9 protein-coding genes are annotated in these 20,538 nt (G+C 43.4%); 1 reads left to right on the top strand and 8 read right to left on the bottom strand.

Annotated features, from left to right (window positions below; translation table 11 throughout):
* Positions 1–3: 3 nt before the first annotated feature.
* On the bottom strand, positions 4–5,631 hold the full coding sequence (locus tag V7K45_RS15975; RefSeq protein ID WP_335005020.1) for an AAA family ATPase: 5,628 nt from the start codon (positions 5,629–5,631) through the stop codon (positions 4–6).
* Between the two features lie 73 nt (positions 5,632–5,704).
* Positions 5,705–6,697 carry an NAD-dependent epimerase/dehydratase family protein gene (locus V7K45_RS15970; RefSeq protein WP_335005018.1) on the bottom strand — a complete coding sequence of 331 codons (993 nt, stop codon included), beginning with the start codon at positions 6,695–6,697 and terminating at the stop codon, positions 5,705–5,707.
* 365 nt (positions 6,698–7,062) lie between these two features.
* On the opposite strand from V7K45_RS15970, the gene V7K45_RS15965 reads away from it, so the two are divergent.
* Positions 7,063–7,779, top strand: a complete 717-nt coding sequence (locus tag V7K45_RS15965; RefSeq protein WP_335005016.1) for a molybdopterin-dependent oxidoreductase — start codon at positions 7,063–7,065, stop codon at positions 7,777–7,779.
* Positions 7,780–7,969: 190 nt separating this feature from the next.
* Here the strand turns inward: V7K45_RS15965 and V7K45_RS15960 are convergent, their stop codons facing one another.
* The 6 genes from V7K45_RS15960 to V7K45_RS15935 all read right to left on the bottom strand — a co-directional run bounded on the left by V7K45_RS15960 (position 7,970) and on the right by V7K45_RS15935 (position 19,846).
* Entirely contained in the window at positions 7,970–10,936 is a 2,967-nt protein-coding gene (locus V7K45_RS15960) for a lamin tail domain-containing protein (RefSeq protein ID WP_335005014.1), read from the bottom strand.
* Entirely contained in the window at positions 10,933–11,124 is a 192-nt protein-coding gene (locus tag V7K45_RS15955) for a hypothetical protein (RefSeq protein WP_335005012.1), read from the bottom strand. The genes V7K45_RS15960 and V7K45_RS15955 overlap by 4 nt, the downstream gene beginning before the upstream one ends.
* Positions 11,121–14,870, bottom strand: coding sequence for a TonB-dependent receptor (locus V7K45_RS15950; RefSeq protein WP_335005010.1), 3,750 nt, complete (start codon positions 14,868–14,870; stop codon positions 11,121–11,123). Before V7K45_RS15950 ends, V7K45_RS15955 begins: the two co-directional genes overlap by 4 nt.
* Entirely contained in the window at positions 14,867–16,303 is a 1,437-nt protein-coding gene (locus tag V7K45_RS15945) for a hypothetical protein (protein WP_335005056.1), read from the bottom strand. Before V7K45_RS15945 ends, V7K45_RS15950 begins: the two co-directional genes overlap by 4 nt.
* Before the next feature lie 269 nt (positions 16,304–16,572).
* On the bottom strand, positions 16,573–17,136 hold the full coding sequence (locus V7K45_RS15940) for a hypothetical protein (RefSeq protein ID WP_335005008.1): 564 nt from the start codon (positions 17,134–17,136) through the stop codon (positions 16,573–16,575).
* A gap of 178 nt (positions 17,137–17,314) precedes the next feature.
* On the bottom strand, positions 17,315–19,846 hold the full coding sequence (locus V7K45_RS15935) for a beta strand repeat-containing protein (protein ID WP_335005006.1): 2,532 nt from the start codon (positions 19,844–19,846) through the stop codon (positions 17,315–17,317).
* Between the last annotated feature and the right edge of the window lie 692 nt (positions 19,847–20,538).

Raw genomic sequence — 20,538 nt, 5'->3', positions numbered from 1 at the left:
TATTTACCCTTCAAGGGTGAAATAAAAGGTTGCGCCTCGATCGCTCGCTGCTTCTGCCCAGATGCGCCCACCGTGGCGTTGAATAATGCGCTGCACGATCGCTAGTCCGATCCCTGTACCTGCAAAATCTTGTTCGCGGTGCAAACGTTGGAATACCCCAAACAGATTATCGGCATACTGCATATCAAATCCTGCTCCATTATCTCTAATGAAATACACTCCTTCCCCATCCATAACCTCATAGCCCACTTGAATGTAAGCCAGGGATTTGTAGCGGGTGTATTTAATCGCATTCGATAACAGATTTATCCAAACTTGTTTGAGCAGTGAAGGGTCAGCCTGACATATAGGTAAATCAGCGATCGCAAATTCAATCTGACGACCCTTCAAATCTGAGGCTAAATCACTCAAAACCTTTTGAATTATCTCATTTGGCAAGACGGGTTGCCGAGACATTTCTTTACGATCTAGGCGGGATAGGTTCAACAAATCGTCAATCAACTCACCCATGCGTTTGGCATTATCCCGGACAATGTTTAGGTAACGATTGGCTTCCGCATCGAGTTGCTCACCGTAGTCTTCTTGCATCATTCTCGCAAAGCCAACGATCGCCCGCAGCGGTGCCCGTAAATCATGGGAAACGGAGTAGGAAAAAGCCTCCAACGCTTTGTTAGCAGCTTGCAATTCGGCAGTTCGCTGCATGACTCGTTCTTCCAATTCCGCATTGAGTTGGCGGACTTCTGCCTCCGCTGCTTTGAGGGCGCTGATATCCCGCGTGACGCTAGAAAGATATTCTAGGCTGCCATCTGATGCTTTGTGAGCAATGATCATTTGGGAAACCGGAATTTCTCTGTCATCACTGGCCAACAAAGCGGTTTCACCAACCCAAGTGCCATCCCGAATCGCTGCCGGAATGCCTTGGTTTTGAACAATCTCTAGTGCCCACTGGGGATGGTAGTTAGGGATGCTGAAGTTTGAGAGGTCTGCATCCAGGGAAACACCGAGCAGTTTCCGAAACTGAGCATTATTCCAGAGAATATTGCCTTGGGGGTCAGCCATGCCAATATAGTCAGTAGAGGCTTCCAGGATGGTAATTAGGCGATCGCGGTCTTTCTCTGCTCGTTGGCGTTCGGTAATTTCAGCGCGTAAGAATTCATTCAGTTCTGCCTGCTGCTTCAACAAACGGGCGTTGTCAATGGAAATAGCTGCTTGAGTAGAAAGTAGACTGAAGATTTCAATTCGCTCTGGGGTAAAGGCGCTGGTGGTGAGATTATTTTCTAAAAGGACAATTCCAGTTAGTTTTCCCTGGTTCAAAAGAGTAGCACAAAGAATTGATTTCGATTGGTGCTGAACAATCCAGGGTTCAGATTGAAAGTTGCCGAATTGAGCAGCATTATCAAGGACGATGCTTTCTTGGGTGCGAATCACGTAATTAATCAGTCCAGTCGGCAAGTAAGGAGTGCTGTCTGCCGATCTCGATTCCAGGGGAATGGATTGCAAAACGGCTACTGTTTCATTGCCAATCGACCCCATCGCCTCAACCCGCCATTCATCTTGTGTTGGCAAAATTAAATAACCCGTTTGCGCCCCAGCATTCTCAATTAGGATGGTCATCAGTTTTGCCAGGAGTTTATCTAATAAAATTTCACTGGCGATCGCTTGGGAGGCTTTCAACACCGTTTCTAAATCCAGTATTTCTAACTTAGTTGCAGCCGATTCTGTAGTGTTAACTTTACCTGTTCCAGTTCTTTGCGATCGCAGTTCTAGCAGTTGGGAATACTGCTTCTCCAAATCCTGAACTTTAGCAGTTGCTCCCCAGCGCAGGTAGCCGTACCTTGCCTCTTGCAGATAGGCTTTGGCGATTGTCATCCGGTGATTTACCAGATAAAACTTTGCTGCTAGTTCGTTTGCCAGCGCCTCTTCTTGGAGGTATTCATTTTCTCTGGCTAGGGTAATGGCGCGATCGTAGGCATCCATTGCTTCCATTACCTGACCAAACACCCGATACCGTTCTGCTTCTACCAAGTGCCACTTGTGCAGATAGTTCATTGGGGCGTGGTGTGCCCAAAACTGCATCTGTTTCTGATTTGCTTCAACCTGTTGTAGATAAGTTTGTTGGTAAGTAGGCTGAACTTCCGAATAATCCGCCAAAAGCGCCAGGGAATGGTAAAAGTTGAGAACTGCCACCTGCATAAACCCAAAGGCTGCACCTGCTTGCTGCTGTGCCAAGTGTGCCTGTTTTAATGCTTGGTCATACTCACCGAAGTGATAGAGCAGAATGGTCTTGGCAACATAGAAAATGTACAGAACAGTGCCAGTTTTTGCTGCAATTAAACGCGGCAGTATATTAGTTTCATTAAAGCTTTCGCCAATCAATCGATATTTATCTTGAGCTAATCCGCAAAAATTCAACCCTAGCTGTCTCCATATTTGAATGAAGTGGGTTGGATTCTCTTGTTGAATTTTGATACAGAGGTCGATATAAATTGCCTGTTTTTGCACAGTATATGCAAGATTATCTTCACAGAAAAACAGATAGCTACAGAGGTTTGCGGCAGCATAACCACCCCATTCAATATCTCCAGTCTCTAACCCAATCTGTACTGCTTCTTGAAGAGGAGCAATACTATTTCTGGCGTGTTCTTTCCAGCTTCTAATATTGGAATTGAATAAGTTATAAACTTTCGCTGTGAGTTCTCTGGCGTTAAACATTTCGAGTAACTCTAAAGCAATTTTTCCAGCATGATATCCCTCATCAACCCTACCTGTTCCAGACAGCAGCAAGCCATAAAAGCCAAAGCCAAATGCTGATAATGGTGAATTGCCGTACTCAATACAAAGACCGATCGTGGTGATGATAATCTGGGGAAAAATTTCTGGCTTCGCCATAAACACAGGGCTACACAGAAGTTTCAAAATCTGCATAGCACAAAGCTTGTAGGGATCGGTCATCACAGGCATGGCTGATAAGCCAGCGAGGCTAGGCAACTCGATTAACAAGCTCTCTTCTGCTTCTAGAACCACTAGAGAAATACCGAGTTGTTCCAAAACTTGTAAACCAATCTCGATCGCTTTCACCAGTTCGAGCTGTGCCATGCAAATTTGCATTTGTAATTCGTATACTCTGATGCGATCGAGTAAGTTTGCAGTGTTGCTTAAAGCAATCTGTGCTAGGATATTTGCCTGCTCAAAATGAATATTCAAATATTCTGCTTCCGCCGCATTGATGTAGAGCTTTAGGGTAAGGTCATACTGCCTTTGCCAGCAATCTTCTGCCAATAAAGCCAAACCAGTTTCAAAATACCGTAGGGCTGAATTATAGGCAGCGGAGGCGCTGGCTTTCTTACCTGCCAAGTAATTTAACTCTACTAATTCATCCCGCTCTGACTGCTGTTGAATCAGTGCTTTGCCCAAGTTGAGTTGATTAGTGATATCAAATATCTTTTGTTCTCGTTGCTCGGCTGAAGTATTTTGTAGCAAGCATTTTCCAAGTTGCAAGTGGATAATTCTTTGCTTAACTTCTGGAATCAGAGAATAGGCTGCCTGCTGAATGCGATCGTGAGCAAATTTGTATTTTATTGGGGGGCGATCGGGAAGGGGCACATCCAAGACAACGGATTTGTGAGCATTGCTCATGGGCAAAATCAACCCTTGAGCGATCGCCATTCCCAAAGCTTGCGCGGCTTCCTGTTGGGATAGTTCAGCCGCAAATGCCAGGGTTTCCAAATCAAAAAAGTTACCAATACAGGCAGATAGCTGCAACACTTGCTGTGTCTTTTCATTGAGTTTCTGAATCTTGCCTGCCATCAACTCCACAATGTTGTCGGTAATTCCGCGATTTTGAATTAGTTCTATCGACCATTGCCATTTCTTTGTTTGGCGATCGAATTCTACTAGCCCTTCAGTGTAGAGAGATTTCAAAAATTCATTGATGAAAAAGGGATTGCCACCAGTTTTTTGTTGCACCAGTTCCGCTAAGGGCAGGGAATTCTCTGGTTGGCAGTGCAATGTATCGGCAATCAGCCGATTGATATCAGGTAAACTTAATGCTGCCAGAGAAAGTTGGTTCACTACTCCTCCAGCTTGGCGAATTTCCTCCATCATCTGCATCAAAGGATGAGCTGCATTTACCTCGTTATTCCGGTATGCCCCCATTAACAATAACGATTGTTTCTCGGTGGAGGTAGCTAGCAGTTGAATCAGCTTCAGCGAGGCATTATCTGCCCACTGGAGATCGTCTAAAAAGATGACGAGTGGATGTTCTGGCTGGGTAAAAACGCGAATGAAATTTTGGAAGACTTGGTTAAAGCGATTTTGGGCTTCTGTTGGCGGTAGAACAGGTACGTCTGCTTGATTGCCGACAATTAATTCCAATGTGGGAATTACTTTGGTAATGACGCGACTGTTTGAGCCGAGGGCAGTTAAGAGGTTGTCTCGCCACTGACACAGTTGTACATCCTCTTCAGTCAGTAATTGTTTGATGAGTGATTCAAAGGCTTGAGCGATCGCAAAGTAAGGAATATTGCGCTGATACTGATCGAATTTGCCTGAAATAAAGTATCCCCGTTGTTGCGTAATCGGTTTATAAATTTCCTGCACCAATACTGACTTGCCAATACCGGAGTATCCTGCTATCAGCATCAGTTCAACTTGAGAAGCAGACAGTTTGTCCTTTTTACCTGCTACTCTGGCGATCGCTGCTAATAGTGTCTCAACTTCCTTTTCTCTACCATAAAGTTTTTCCGGGATATAAAACTTATCAGAAATATCCTGTTGCGCTAACAAAAAAGGCTCAATTCGTCCCGTATTTTCTAGCTGAATTAGACACTGTTCTAAATCAGTTTTAATTCCCCAGGCACTTTGATATCGATCCTCTGCTGTTTTAGCTAAAAGTTTCAGGATAATTTCGGAAACAATCGCTGGAATTTCTGGATCGATAACATGGGGTGGAACAGGTTCCAAAGCCAGATGGTAATGAATCAACTCCAGGGCATCATTAGATTCAAAGGGCAGCCGATGGGTCAAAAGTTGATAAAAGGTCGCACCTAATGAATAAAAATCAGTTCGGTAGTCCAGAGAACGGTTCATTCTGCCTGTTTGTTCTGGAGAGATGTAAGCTAATGTTCCCTCTAATACGGTTGGATTTTTGAGAGTTAATGTTTCCCGCGATCGGGCAGTTGAAATTCCAAAGTCAATAATTTTAAGTTGTTGTGTTTCTAAATTTAAAACAATATTCGATGGATTAATATCCTTATGAATAATATTTGCACTATGAATTTCACTTAAAATCTCAGCAATCCGAACAGCTAACTTCAGAAACTCGATTAAGGAAAACCTTCTTGCCGCGATAATTTTTGTTAAGGATTCGCCTCCAAAGTCCTCCAGAACAATCGCAAAAGTGCTTTGATATTGCTGCAAGTCGTAAGCCTGGATAACACCTTCCAATGATAAGCTGCGGGTAATTTCGTATTCCAGCTTATAGCGCGTGATTTCCTCTGGCGTGGGGTAGTCTTTCTTCAAAATCTTGAAGATTAAAGGCAAACGATCCCGTTCCCGTATTCCCCGATATACTTGTGAATTAGCACTTTCATGGATTTTTGCCCAAATTTTATATTCAGGAATTTCTAGCATGGTTCAACCGCCTTCAATTCTTACATTGAGGAGCAAAGTAGGGTTGACTCGCAAGCCAGATTATACAATTTATTTACTCTAAAAAATAAGTTCCTAACTCTTTTATTCTTTCTACCCAACCTTTCATCTCATCAGCCACTTTATACTTCCATTGCAGTTGAAGTACTTCTCTAGTATGAGAATCATCAAATATAACTTTGTCTTTATTTTCAAAGACTGGGGGAATAAATTCTATTTGAGCAGCTTGGGCAAACATTTTTGACACCTGGCTAATACTAAAATTTTCAGGCGCAGCAAGGTAGTGTCCTCCTTTGGAGCCAAATCGCGCTACCGCAATGTAGCAGTCTGCTAAATCTTCAACATGAATCCACGCCGTCATAAAATCTGGTGGAAATGGCTGATAGCCTTGGTGTGGTTTCCCTGTAATGAACTGCTGAATTGCAAAATCCCAGAAACTGCCACGAGTTGGTGCTGAACCATACACTGATGAAGGATAGACAATCGAGGCGTTACCTCCATTACTGATATATTCTTCTACTAGCACATCTTTCAACACATTTGCACCCGATAGTAAGTCAAAACATACTAAATATTCGGGCCGTGTATATCCTTTTGGCGGAGGTACTTCTGTTATTCGTCCTCCATTAGCGGTAATCAAAGAGAAATTCCCACTGGTTGTAATTACATGAATATCTGGCGAAACTGCACTAGTACCGTATAAAGCGGCTTCTAATGCTATACGGTCTAAAGCGAATTGAGCTTCTTGGGTTGATTCTGGAGGCATGTGCCACGCTACATTAATTACTGTTCTAATATCATGCTTGCGAATTGCTTGTGCAACATCATTGCTGGAAATCTCTACCTCTTGAGAGCAGATTATTTCCTTGCAAAAAGGCTTTATACCCTCAATATCACTACTCGGACGCACAAGTGCCAATACGGCAAAATCTTGTGTCTGAGAAAACTTTCGGCACAGCGCTCCGCCAATATACCCGGTTGCACCTATAATCAATACATTTTTAACGGAAGAGCTTTTTTCGGATGAAAAGTCTTTGTTATTTGACATATTTGAAATTTGTAACTAATTAAGGTTTTTTATGTTTTTAAAATAGCGCTTAAGACAAATTAAATATTCGTTATCAGTAGAAAATAAATGCGTGGGGATTTTTATGTGTGTAACTAACTTACAATCTTTAGGTTGGCGATCGCAAGGCAGATAAATGCGAAATATTGACTTTTACCTTTGCTTTAACCGTTGAATTAGTCAAATATTTAATTTGCAGCATTCATGAGGTTTAGTTGGCAGACTCTACGTACTGTTAACTTTATCACTGTTCCTACTGTCATACTGTTTACAATTGCTCATTCCTTACTTGCCCTGAAGGTAGGAAGCGTCCGTTTAGTGAATATTTATGTTTCTGTAGAGGTTTTATGAGTCTGATTCTGCCCAAACGTACCCTATCCCGTCGTCGGTTACTGCAAATATCTGGACTTTCAGGGGTAGGCTTTCTTCTTGGTGGCTGTGGAACAGATTTGTTCTCAGATAATCTGCGGCAAATATCTGAGCCACTAAACCAAAGTCTTGAAGCACTTCTGCTAACTCAAAAACCTATACCTGAATTTCCTGTTAGTGCCATAGAAGCAGATAAATTGTTGGTTAATACCTTTGACTTTACCCCGCAAATCGATCCGGCACAGTTTCGCTTAATAATTGATGGTGAGGTCAATAATGCGATGCAATTGAGCATGGCAGATATTCAAAAACTACCCTTGACTTCAATGGTAATTCGCCATGTCTGTGTTGAAGGCTGGGCTGCGATCGTTCAATGGGGAGGTGTGCGATTGCGAGATTTAGTAGCGCTGGTACAGCCGAAGTCAAACGCCCGCTATGTCTACTTCAAATCTGCTGATGGCTACTATGAAAGCTGGGATCTTGCTTCTGCCATACATCCTCAAACTCTCATGGCTTATCAAAAGAATGGACAACCCTTATCAGTTGATAATGGTGCGCCCATACGCCTAGCATCCCCAATTAAACTGGGCTACAAGCAAAGTAAGTGGGTAACTCAAATTACATTCGTCAGCAATTTGTTACCTACTAAAGGCTATTGGGAAGATCGGGGCTATGAGTGGTTTGCAGGGCTATAAAACAGGCAAAAAGTTAATCTATTAATTTATATTTGTACCGATCAAATACTACATAACCCAAGTTGCTAGTTATGCGATCGCCAGCGCTTCGGGTTGGTATATGGGGTGAGTATGGATCGTAAAATCCCCTCCAGGAACAAAAACGGAGGGAAAGATGCCTTGGCGTACCACTAATTAGCCGTGGTTAAAACTATTTCACCTTAGCGCGGAAGCGGACAAAACCATAAGAATTAGCTGGTGTGCCAGATCCAGTGGCTGCGGGTAGATTGGGAAAACTGGGGACTGTAATATTGACCACTACTGCTCCATTAGTGTTAGTACCGCAGTATGATGGTGTACCTGATTCATTAACTGTATAAAAATGCCCGCGATCGCTATCTCCGACATTAGTAAGATAAAGCGTAGGTGTATTAGAACCAATAGCTAGGGCAATTCCTCGATCTGCTCCTGGTAAGCCACCATCACTAGGAATCATGCCATTAAAAGCAGTGGGAATAAAATTAACATTAGTTGGAACTAAGTCACAGAATTTCACATTAGTTGCATTACCAAGACCATTGGAAAGAAAATATATAGTGTATTCCAATTCATCTCCCGGTTTGACAGTGCCAGCATTAATTAATCCTCGCAAGTAGCCAGCAGGCCATTTAGGATCGCTATCATCAGTAGCATAAGGTTCTGGTACATAGTTACTGGCATTAGTAGCAACGTCACTGCGACCATCCACAATATCAGTTAAATCTTGGTTATTGAGGCGGGTAATGCGTTTAATTAACAAAAGCTTTGCATTCACAGCAGTAGCACCGTTATTGCTTTCGCCAACGCTAGTAACACGACTACCTGTAGTATCAGTGTCTCTAGTTGGTAGATAGTTTGAACAACGTGTGCTGGCGTTATTACTAGTAGTTGCTTCCCAGCAAGCACTAGCATTTGTATCCTGCCCATTGGGAGTTAAGCTGATAGATTGTCCAGTAGTAGCCCCAACGAGAGAAGACTGATAAGTATTTTCCCAAAGATTGAGAACACTCGCAGGAGGTGTATTAATTTCATTACCACTGCCATAGGCGATATAGTCAATAATTTTATTCTGGCTATCGTACAACCAGATATCATCACCCAAGTTGTTGAGTTTGGGAGTTTGTCCCAACCAAGCCTGGAAAGCTGCTGCTGTGGCTTGATGATTGGCGTTGTTATTCCCAATCCAAATTACAGCATATTGGCCTGCTTGTAAGATTGTGCCGTTAGGAAATGTATAAGTAAAGCCGTTAGTACTATCATTATCATTAGCAGTCAGATGTCCATCTGCTAACTTCAAACCACTCAAATCTACAGTTGATGCAGATGGATTATAAAGTTCAATAAATTCATCGTTAGTGTTAGTAGCAGTACCCGTTTCGTTGTACAAAACTTCATTAATGATGACTTTGCCAACAGTTGGTGAAACTATATCAATGATGTTTAATGGAGTTGGTTGAGTTTGACCAGGATAATAAGTCCACAAATCCAACCCTTTGGTATCTCCAAAAGAGCCGTTGCATGATGTCCCAGCATTACCAGCGTTACCATTCTGACCAAATTTACGGTCATTGCTGGCGGTGTCAAAGCCGTTAATTGGGTTGCTGAAAGCTGGGTTTGGTGGATTAATCCCACAGAGTACTTGACCAGAAGTACCAATTTGAGTACCACCGATGGTTTTATAACTGCGATCGTCGTAAAATCCTCTACTATTACCTATAGGATTAGCGGCATTCAGCATTGTAATAGTAGGGCCACCAGTAAAATTGTTTTCCGCATCCAGTAAGGGAAAGTGATATTCCCCTCCAAAAGTTCTGACACTAACTTTGTAATTACTACCAACCGGAAAAAAATTGCCACTGTTATCCTTACCATTCCAATTAACTGCTTGCTGTCCTGTTGTAGTCATAATCCCTCGCAAAAGACGGTTTTGAGAGTTGGTGGGATCAAAATTGCTGCCGTCTCGGCTGATAACCAGTTCGTAAGTACCTGTAACATTGCTGTCAAAGTTCAAAGTACCGCCTGTACCAAATGAACTGTTATTTCCCACAACAGTGCCGTTGAATTGTAAATTACTAACAGCAGGAATAATTGGGCTAAGGGGAATACCAGTTCCCTCTAAAGTGCCGTCTCGTTTGTAACGTTCAACGAATGGAAGCACGTTGGTGTCGATGGAGTTCAAAAAAGTAGCATATTGGGGACGAGCCAAGCTAACACCACCTTGGGGATTTGCCAGCTGACTATCCGCTCCTAGTATGTCGTGATAGAGAGGCGATATCCCGTCACTGTCAAAAAAGCCAGTTTGATTACCATAGAGAACGAATCCGTTAGGATCTGTGCCTCTGAGTTCTACTTTATATCGGAAACCATCTGTGGTGACTGGATAAACTGGGAAGTTGAGATATCGACCGTTATTACCAGTAAAAAGAGCGAGATAATAGGTGAATAACCGCCCGTTGAAGTCGCTAATTGAAGTTTGATCGCTGCTACGTACAGTTACATCCCAAGCTGCTACACTAGTTTTTTGTTGATCGTTAAAGTTGTTGACACTACTCAAATCAATTTCACCGGTAGGAGTGGCATTAGTAGAAGAGTTACCCCCATCAGGCCCGTAGAAAACGATGTCATAAACTCCAGTTGATGGAGCTTGGTAGTAGCAGGGAATATAGCCATTGGGATTACCTCCGCCAGAAATAGCACGCGGGCCATTTAACTCCTGTTGGCGAGTTGAGATGATGCCCCGCCCAGGTTGAGAAGTACACACAAAATCTGGTGTGCCGGGAACAGTTTCACTGCCAATACTCCCACTGACACGACCGGGGTTGTAAACGCGGACATTACCATTATTTACCCCAACTGCGCTGGAGCCTAAAAGAATATACTCATCTTTGTTGGCATAGACTTTTAGTAAAGTTCGTCGCAGCACAAGACCGCCATAAGTATCAGTACGCCACTCTAAGTTAGCTCTGCTACTGCCAACTGAGGCATTACTGGGATAAAGGGTGCGACTACCTTCAGCCTGAGCAGATGGTATTCCAAAATTCAGATAGCACAGTAATAGAGCAAGGCCACTTAGTAGTTTTTTATAACGGTTGGGGTGGTTGTTATTAACCGCTAAAAGATGTTTTAAAAGTAGGCTCATTGATACTTCACTAGCTCCTGATTTGAAGTGGATGACAATGGCACTACCGCATTCATGGGAAGTTCAGAGATTCCATACTGAGCATTAATAGCGCCTTCTCCGTCTATTAGGTTGCCCAATGTGTACGATAATCTACCATCTAGATTGGCTGCTGCGATCGCTCTTAAACTTTTAAATAAAGATTTCATTGCTTAATTCCTAAATAACTTCGCGTCCTCTTCAGCCTATTTACCAAAGTTTTCATCGCCGATTCCTGTGGCTGGCGCGCTACAGATTTTTGTTGTCCAAAGCCGTCAAACAATTCGTTGAGCTTAACCGTAAAGCCTAAATACGCGCCTCCCGCAGAACGTGTTCCTGAGAAATCTCGGTCATCAACTTTCCCAAAGACGTAACCAGCAGAAACGCGCAGGTTAGGCGTGAGGTAGTAGCCTGTTTCCAGAACAAAGCCTGTCTCACTGTAGCTAGACTGACTAATTACACGAGCCTCACCCACCAAATCCCAGCTATATCCCAAACGATAGGTAGCGCGTACTTGGGCCAGATTTACTGTGCTAGTACCGGCTAAATCGTTAGCTAAATAAGAGGTGCTGTTACGCAAAGCATACTTCCCGTAGAATTCCCATTGCCAGTTAGGAGCGTAAATCGCTTCTAAAGCAAAGGTATGGTCTTGAGAACCCGTACCACTTCCTAACAGAATGGTGTCAGGGATGGTTGATGGATTTTGGCGATATTCATAACGCAATAAAGCATTAAATTTATCGCTATTGGGGTCGCGGTAGGCTAAACCCAGCTTTAGGTTAGCGGTATCTCCCAATCCTGAAAGCTTTTGATTGGAAGAACCAGCTTGTTGATAACGTACTAAAGCTGTGAGAGCCGGAGAAATTTTACCCGCAGCACCTGCGGTAATTACTGTATTACTACCACCAGAAGAGGAACGATGTTCATAACGGACGCTAGCTTGAAACTGCGGATTATCACTGTATTCCAGCCCGACACTGTAGCTATCGCCACCATCAAACCCGATCGCAGATGCTGCTTGACCAAAGGCGTATGGTTGGGCATATTGTTGACCCGCTAAAGTGCGTCCGAAGAAGTTGCCAAATACGTGTTCGTAAGCAACGTTCAACCGCAATCCCGAAGCAATAGTCCAACGGTTATTTATACCAATTGCTCCTTGAGTAGTCATTTCGTTAGCACCACCTAAAATTGAGTAACGACCAGTCAAGGTAGTATCCGAACCGAGTTTGTGTTCGCCGTTGACACTCAAGCTGGTGATGGAATTACCCGAATATTGACCGCTACTGTAATACTGTTGGGCTAAACTGACATTAACACCAGGAATTACCGCCCAATTCAACCCCAAAATGGTACGGTCTGGGTAAATAGCATTTTTTTGGGAAGATAAGCTGAGTTCATTTTGGGCTTGGAATGTCAGGTTTTTAGCTAGAGGAACTGCAAAACGCGATCGCAGTTGATCGGAATTACTACTTAGGGTACTGTCGGGGATACGGTCTTCCAGACGACGGTGAATCCAATCCAGATCGATAGTGGCGCTACCCAGGCGTTGTTGAATCCCAGCAGAAATCGTCGTCAGGGAATTATTAACCTTACTACCAGGTATCGCCTCATAACGCGGTGCAAAGAGTTCTTCAAAGGTATCTAAAGGTTGGGGAGCAATCCCAAAATTGTCTTCGTGGTCGTATTGCGCTCTGACGTTGGTAGTTGAAGTGAGTTTAGCTGTAACCTGCGCTCCATAACGGGTTTGTCCTGGGACAAAGCTGATAGTGGCATTATTGGCAAAACCCGTATCAGCAAAACGATAATAGGCACGACCTTGAATCCCATTAGTAATCTTTCCTTCAGCTTCTAAACGGTAAGCATCACCTCTGACCTTTCCCACAACATCAGAATCATTCGTGGAATGGGCATATTCTGCAATTAACTTACCGTTGTCACCCAAGGCAATCAGCGCATCTGCACCGTAGAGTTGAAAGTCGCGCACTCCGTGATTTTCTTGAATGTAAGTTGCTCCTATCCAACTTTCCTGATTAAGTTTGCGGGAAAGATTATATTGCAAACGACCAGCATAGATGTTCCCATCAGAGTCTTCGCTGTCATATTGATAGCTAACAACAATCCGACGTACCAACACTTGTCCGGTTCGATCGATATCGGTGCGAAGAATCGGTTCGCGGAATAATAGAGTACCGCGATCGTAGTCGATTTCGTAGTCTGGACCTCGGTTAAGCTGTTTGCGTTCTAATACAGTTCCAGGACGATTGAGTTCTTCTAACTCGATAAAGACATTTTCACTACCTGCTTGTAATAGTCTGCGAGAGAGGAAGTAATAGCCGCTAGTACCATCAGGAGCAATGGTGTCTCGTTGAAAGCCTTCTAAGTGATCGCCGTAGAAACCTGTAATTTGTAGGTTTCCTAAGTTGTAGTTAGCTTTAAAACCGTGGAGTTGACGGGTGATAGAAGTAAATTGCTGCGATCGCCGCGCAAATTCTTCTGTGTTATAGTCACCCCACATCGCATAATCCGGATCGGAGCCGGGGGTACGAGCTGAACGCTCAAAACGCAAAAATACACTGTCAATGGAAGGAGCAACTACATCAACTTTCGAGCTATCGCCGTAGACAGGATAGTTTTGCTCGCTGAATTGGTAAGTTCTAAACAGGCGATTATCGCAGTTGCAATCTTCATTGAGGTTACGAGAACTGTTGTATGCACCTGTAAATAACCATTCTCCGATCGCACCAGTGGCAAATATCGCTGAATGGAAATCTAATTGCGTTCCGTTGTTTTTGTCAGGAGGGAGGAAATCACGGAAACTGCCGTAATAATTTGTACCTCTAGCACCCAAACGTAAATCTATGACTCCAGTAACTAAACTCGGACGCAGTGCCGTTTCAAATTGCAGTTGAGTGAAGGCTTCTAAATCATTAGCGATCGCGCGAATTGTGACAGTTTCCGCCTTCAGTTGCGATCGCAATGTCGCTGTAAATTGCCCTGCTTTCGCCTCCACTTGAAATCCGGGTTCATTAGGCTTGAAGTCTTTCCCGATCAACTCCCCAGCAGTGGGTATGAGGGTGACAACAGCATCACGATTCGAGCGATTGCCAGTTGCATCGATGAGTTGACCCCGAATTGTCGCCGTAGAACGTCCATCTGCTGGGATACGAGACTCAACTGTTTCTAAAGTTAATTGCTGCGGCGCTCCCCGCACCGTAACTTGCACTGTTACAGGGGGTTCTGTTCCTCCAATAACCTGTGCAGAGATGGTGTTTGCACCTTCTTTTAACGAGACACCATACCATGTCTGCGTTACTAATTTGGTGGTAGCATCAGTTTCCGTCCGTCCTACTAAAGAAGGGTCTACCAACGCCCCATTTACCCGCAATTCCACTTGACTACCAGCAGGAAACTGCACAATTACCGTGCTAGCTTGTACATCTACAACACTGTCAGCCGTCGGAGTCAGGATTTTAATTGTTGTAGAGATAGGGACAGTGGGGGATACGGGAAGATTTTCATTCACCCCTTGTCTCTTTGTCCCCGCGTCCTCTACTCCTGCAATTTTGCCTAAGTCTCTGGGCAAATCTACAGAAGTTTCTGGTTGAAATGGTTGTATTTCTGTTTCACTTGGCTGGGCATTTGGAATTTCAGGAGCCGATGCTGAAGAAGTTGAAGCAAATTCGAGAGGTGGAGAATTTAAAGCCTCTCCCTTAAAAGAAGAGAGGTTTTCCAGATGCGCTGAAAAGTCAGGATCTTCGACACTCTTTTCTGCTTGCGAATGGGAATCAGGGAAAAAGAGATTTTCACTAGTGATTTCTGCTTTGACAACTGTAGGGTACAAAACAAGGCAGACTACTGGCATCACCCCCATCAATCTCAGGTTAAATGTAGTTAAACAGTGCAGTCTGGGTTTCATTTCTTGACTGGCTCCTGAAATGTTGGGGTGACAGCGAAGTTCATGCGTACTAAGCCACCAGGCTCTAAATGCACCAAGCGAGATTGGCTATTTCGTTCGCGGAATTTTTCGTTATGAGCTAGGGTGTAACCCGCTACACTGCTAAGGTCTAGTACACCTGTGTGGTATCCAGGTAAGACGTTAGCTAAGGAGAACAAACCATTAGGATCTGTAGTGATGCGGTTTCCGTCCTCCAGAAAAATTACCGCATTGGCTACTCCAGGCTCACCACGCTGTTGTTCGCCGTCAAAGTTTTTATCAACAAACACCCGACCGATAATCGTGCCACAGTCAGAAACGATTCCTGGACGAATTTTCAATTGGTGCGTTGCTGGGCCATCCTTAGTACTAAACCGGTTATCAGCTCGTTGACCATTAACGATCGCAGTGTTGCGACCAGTACCACGCAATGCATCGGCTGTTATTTGAGCCGCGTAGGCAATATTCAAGACTTTCTCTGGGGAAATTGTTACGTCTGTGCGGAATGTGATTGTGTTACCGTTGCGTTCTGAAGCGATCGCTACTGGTTGACCATCTAGTTCTCCTTGCACCGATTTCGGCAAGAATTGGAATCCTAAAGGTAGGTCGTCGGTGACAAATATATTACTCAAACCAGCATCAGCGAGATTTTTTACCGACAGGCGGTAAATTACCGTATCTCCAGGTTCAGCAGTAGCGCGATCGCCTGTTTTGATAATCTGTAACTGATTGGCTTGACACAAATTTGTAGTGAATTCAAAGGCTAGTAAATCCAGTCCCACTGTTTCTGCATTGGGAACTAAAACCACTGTTTGCTCTACTCTGGTTTCGCCTGTAAGACTGATTGGTTGACCATCTAGAGAACTGGCGACATATCGCACGACACCATTACCTTGTGTTCCAGTGTTAGCAAGGATTTCAATTTTGACCCGCCGCTGTTTGTAGATGGAATTTGGTGGTGGATTAACTACAAAAATGTAGGTTCTACCTGGAGCGGTTTGACCCTTATTCGGATCGAGTAGGAAATTGTAGACACCCGCAGGATTATTCGTAACGAAGTAGGGATTACTATTCTCAGTATTCGGCGATTTCCCACCAGGAACGTTGTTATTGGGAATATCTGGTAACTCTGTTCGAGTCAAAGCAACCAAACTGCCCAATTCTGTCCCCGTAGGATCGCTAGAGTTGGGTTCGTATACCCCAACTGAAAAACCTGTATAGTCAGGTAAAATTGTCCCAGCGCAACCTAAAATCCGTCCTAATGGATCGAGTAAAGGGATAGGACTAACATTAATTTGCTCAGAACTTCCTTGATATTGATAATTGCTAGCAGAATCTGTATAAGTATAAGTAGCTTGATTTATTAATGGCAAAGACGCAACCAGATTGTTAGTCTGTTGCGCGATCGCTGGCATAGATATAGTAGTATGCAAAAAACTTCCCAGAAGAACAGTAGCTGTTAACCGTCGCCACCAGCTACCGCTAGAAGTAATTTGCTTTTGGTTTTGAGGACGGCTCACTTACCACATCTCCTCTGAAATGTCAAGCTTGTTGTTAATAAAAGCACTTATTTATTTGGGAAAATCCAGTTAAGCTAAAACTCTTTTAAAATCTCGTTTCCAGGTGGAATCTGAACATATTCTTGATTGCGGCTATTTTCCGAGTCAGCAAGGTGGCGTGTTAATCAGCGCACTTGAGTTTGATAAGTTGCCTTGACTGTTGTCTTCGCTGCAAGTGACGGAATCTGCAAACGGATATGAGTGTAAGCAATGGCTGGTGCTGGTTTTGTTTCCACTTTGCCGCCAGGAAGAGTAACTTTAACCGTAGGATTTTCGACAAAGCTACGCCCACCATCAATGCTGTAAATCACTTTGGCATTTTTGGCGACATTGGTAGAATTCAGCACGTAGACCATTCCTTTGGGAATAGGTTGATTAAAAGTTAAATTCTTCACTGGGCGATCGCTCTTATTTTCGCCGCTCAAGGTATATCGCAATACATCTCCTGGTCGCACTACAACTTGACCTTTCAAAGGTTCCCATTTCTGGCTTTGCTTACCTTGTTGATCCTGTGCCACTACTTGCTTTTCTGCTTCTAAGCGCAATTGAATTTGCCCTTGAGTTTTGATATTCTGAGCAACAGCACTTTCTGAATGCCATACATTTGCGATTCCCGGAATTTGACCGGCAAATGGAACTGTAACAATGAGAGCGAATGCTCCTAAACCTGCAAGAGAAACACGCTTCATATAAATCACCTCAAAAAACTTCTAGAATCTGAATTGTTGACTTATCTTTCCCAGCTTTTGCTCAGAAAAAGTCACTCTGCTATTTGCTTGCTATTTGGGGGTTGGGGATAAGGTCAAATGGTTTGCAGACTCTGGTACAGAAGAGTCTGCAAACTTCAAAGTCCCCAATCCCAACGAATTAGTTCACCTTGCGTTGGAAGGTAAATGTTCTTTGAATACCCGGTGCGATCGCGCCCGTGACAGTATCCACATACTTAGTAACATCAGTGTTTACCGTAGTTCCAGTTTGGTCGATGCCAGAGTTAGTAGCTGGATTACCACTGAAGAATTGAATGGTTGCACTCCCGGAATCCTTAGCTGAACCAACAATGTTGCTAGTATCAATTTGACCGCTAGCATCGTTGTCTTTCGCCCAATTATTGGGGCTTTGCGTACCATCTTCAGTAATCACAACTTTGTTAGCATTCAAAATCACATTCCCAGTTCCAGATTGAGGATCGGAAATATTTGTGTATTGAATTTGGTACTCAATAATGTTTCCTGGCGCAGGCTTCTTCGGATCGATACTGAATGTGCCATCATTTCCTTGGACTACAGGCCCAGTTCCTTGTAAGACTCGTGACATTTTCAGCAGTTTCAGGAAGCCAGTGTACACGCGATCGATAGTGATGTTGGATGAATCAAAGATATTATCGTTTCCACTATCCTTAATTCCATCACCATTAGTATCCGTCGTATAGTTGTCAATCGAAGCAGTGATCGGTACAGGGAAGCCTCTATTAATATCAGTAGATAACTGCGTACCTGGAGGTAAATCAACTTCTACACCATAGTTGATACTTGCACCAGGAGCAACGTTGGGGATTGTAATTGCTGTACCAGGTGTTGTAAACACTCCCGTTGCACTATTGTAAGTATAAACAGCAGACTGACTATTGTAGGTAATAGTCACCTTCGTATTATTCGGTAAATCTCCTATATTTGTTGGTTTAGTTGGCTCTATCTTCAAGACACCTGCATCAGTACCACTATTCTTAATAGTGTTGGTGAAGCCAACTGATTGTGGATCGAGTGTAATACCTGGTGGTGTACCAGCAGGAACGAGAGAAGATTTGTTAGTGAAATCATCGTTGGTTCCACCTGACGGCCCAGTAGCGTCCGGGGCATTTTGCGGCCCGTTGAGTAACGCTGAAGCAATAGGCGCTTGCACCGTGAAGACGTTCGCCTCACCGCCTGAACCAGTACCACTGTTGTTATTACCTGTGTCAGTTCCAGTTTCTGGAGATGCTGGAGTGTTAATATAGCCATCATCAACGCTGCCGGACGGTAGAGTATCAGGAATACCATCACCGTTAGTATCTGTACCCACAGGAGGTGTCATACTGCCTGGGGAACCGTCGTAGTTGCTGGGGTTTTGGTCGCCAGAATCGTCGTATACTGGGAAATTGCTACTGGGTGTTTGACCAAACAATTGAGCGATATTAGCGACGGTTAAGGGTGAAGATGCAGTTGATTCAACAGCTAGCTGAATCGAGAAGCCATTTACCGTTGTACCAGGAGCAATGGAAGTAATGGTTGCTGGATTATTGATAAAACCAACGCGAGTAACTGAGGCCAAGGCTGGTGCTGTCGTAGTCCAACTAGCTGTATTAGCATTAGTTGTAACTGGAGTGGTGGTATAGACAGTTTGCCAACCAGGAGGGGCAGTTGGTGCTACTGCTAAATCTGTACCCGCAGGAATCGCATCAGAAACCAAGATATAAGTACCAGCAGCACCATTAACATTGATGCTTGTACCCGTCAAAGCTGATGGTGTAATTCCCTGTCCTGTGGGATCGTTGGACTCAACTCGCAAACTCAAATCGTAGGTCAATTTATCATCTGTAATCGCAGTTGTGCCAGCATTGTTATAGCCACTGCGAATCTTCAGAATGGTGGCTAAAGCATAGGTCTTCACCGTTAAACCAACCTTAATTTGCTCGGTGGCGCTAGCTTCCCGTGTACCATTAACTGGTGTGCCATCTACCTCACCAACAGCACCACCATTGGCGTTATCTACGGTGAATACGTCACCACCATCAGGACTCCGCAGTTGGTTTTGAGCATCACCAGGAGTATTACCAAGAGTAACGGTAATGACATCATTGGTTTGAGCGCCAGCTTGTACAGTTACTGGCACACGTACTAACACAGTACCGTTAACCGGAACAGAAGGTGTGTCTACGCCACCTTGAGGGACGTTTATCCAAGTTTGACCACCATCAGTACTATATTGCAGGCTATTAACTGTACCACCATTTGGTAATGTGCCAGAAACTGTACCTGGCCCAGTTGTTGTCGCTTGGTTGGGAATGTGAAATTTAGTAGGGTCATTACCTACGTTGGTCAAGGTGTAGGTGTAGATTAGTAAGTCGCCAACTGCAACATTACCGCCATTGTTATCTGTAACTCCAGACCCTGTAACGGTGATTCCAGCAACCTCTGCTACAGTGACAACCACAGTGTTAGAAGTGGCATTTATAGTTGTCCCTGGACTGTTGGGATCTTCGTAGGTTGCTGTTGCAGTGTTACTAATAGATGTACCCGCAGTCGTTCCGTCAGCTAATACGGGTGCGAGAAATTGGAAAAGGCTACCAGTTAATAATGCTGTTGCTACTAGAAATTGGTAAAGTTGACGCTGCTTATTTACGGATTGATTTCGATTTACCATATAAGTAGTTTGTTTGCTGGACTTGTATCTCGGATTTTGAGACAGGAAAAAGTTCGGCAATTCCCTTTAAGGAATTACCGATTATGGCTGCCCAAAACGTTGAAGTTTTGGGAATACATATTTAAGGAGTTAAATTATTGACACTCCTGGGAAATTATATTGAGACAATAACCAGAAATAACTTGTTTAGTTGTTTTACGCTTACCCTTGGGAATCAAAGCTGGCAATCGCAAATATGTGTAATTTATTACTGTATTTTGCTTAGTTAGAGATGTAAATAGCAATGTAGCTTTTAAAGCAAAAAAAATCTTCCGTATAAATAAGTAACTTCTTTAGCTATCAATGAGTGCATCAAAGCTAAAAAATTAACTTTATTGTGGCAACACACATAGCAATTTTAGTGAGTTGATTCAGATGCCAAAAACACTAGAACTTATATATAAAAATGTTTTTGAGTCTTTGTTATCAGAAATATATACTGCCCTGGAGAGTCATTTAGATAAAAAAAATTGAAAATTAACTAGGCGATCTAGATCGCTTAAATAGGATAGCAATTTCAATAAATGCAATTTCGTCATAAAAAAATGCGATTTAATCATAGAAAGTTTCAGTGTTAATGCTGAATAATGTAATCTATTTTATTTTTTCATAACATTAACTATATACGTGTAAATACTAAAAATCGAGATTAC

Origin of the sequence: Nostoc sp. (assembly GCF_036917375.1) — a bacterium.
In the GTDB taxonomy this organism is placed as follows: domain Bacteria; phylum Cyanobacteriota; class Cyanobacteriia; order Cyanobacteriales; family Nostocaceae; genus Nostoc.
Note: the sequence above shows the minus strand (reverse complement) of the source record. Positions and strands in the feature narration are given on the sequence as shown.

What these genes read in the sequence shown, in the direction of transcription:
- V7K45_RS15975 (WP_335005020.1), bottom strand. Translation starts at nt 5,631, where the DNA reads ATGCTAGAAATTCCTGAATATAAAATTTGGGCAAAAATCCATGAAAGT.
- V7K45_RS15970 (WP_335005018.1), bottom strand. Translation starts at nt 6,697, where the DNA reads ATGTCAAATAACAAAGACTTTTCATCCGAAAAAAGCTCTTCCGTTAAA.
- V7K45_RS15965 (WP_335005016.1), top strand. Translation starts at nt 7,063, where the DNA reads ATGAGTCTGATTCTGCCCAAACGTACCCTATCCCGTCGTCGGTTACTG.
- V7K45_RS15960 (WP_335005014.1), bottom strand. Translation starts at nt 10,936, where the DNA reads ATGAGCCTACTTTTAAAACATCTTTTAGCGGTTAATAACAACCACCCC.
- V7K45_RS15955 (WP_335005012.1), bottom strand. Translation starts at nt 11,124, where the DNA reads ATGAAATCTTTATTTAAAAGTTTAAGAGCGATCGCAGCAGCCAATCTA.
- V7K45_RS15950 (WP_335005010.1), bottom strand. Translation starts at nt 14,870, where the DNA reads ATGAAACCCAGACTGCACTGTTTAACTACATTTAACCTGAGATTGATG.
- V7K45_RS15945 (WP_335005056.1), bottom strand. Translation starts at nt 16,303, where the DNA reads ATGCCAGCGATCGCGCAACAGACTAACAATCTGGTTGCGTCTTTGCCA.
- V7K45_RS15940 (WP_335005008.1), bottom strand. Translation starts at nt 17,136, where the DNA reads ATGAAGCGTGTTTCTCTTGCAGGTTTAGGAGCATTCGCTCTCATTGTT.
- V7K45_RS15935 (WP_335005006.1), bottom strand. Translation starts at nt 19,846, where the DNA reads ATGGTAAATCGAAATCAATCCGTAAATAAGCAGCGTCAACTTTACCAA.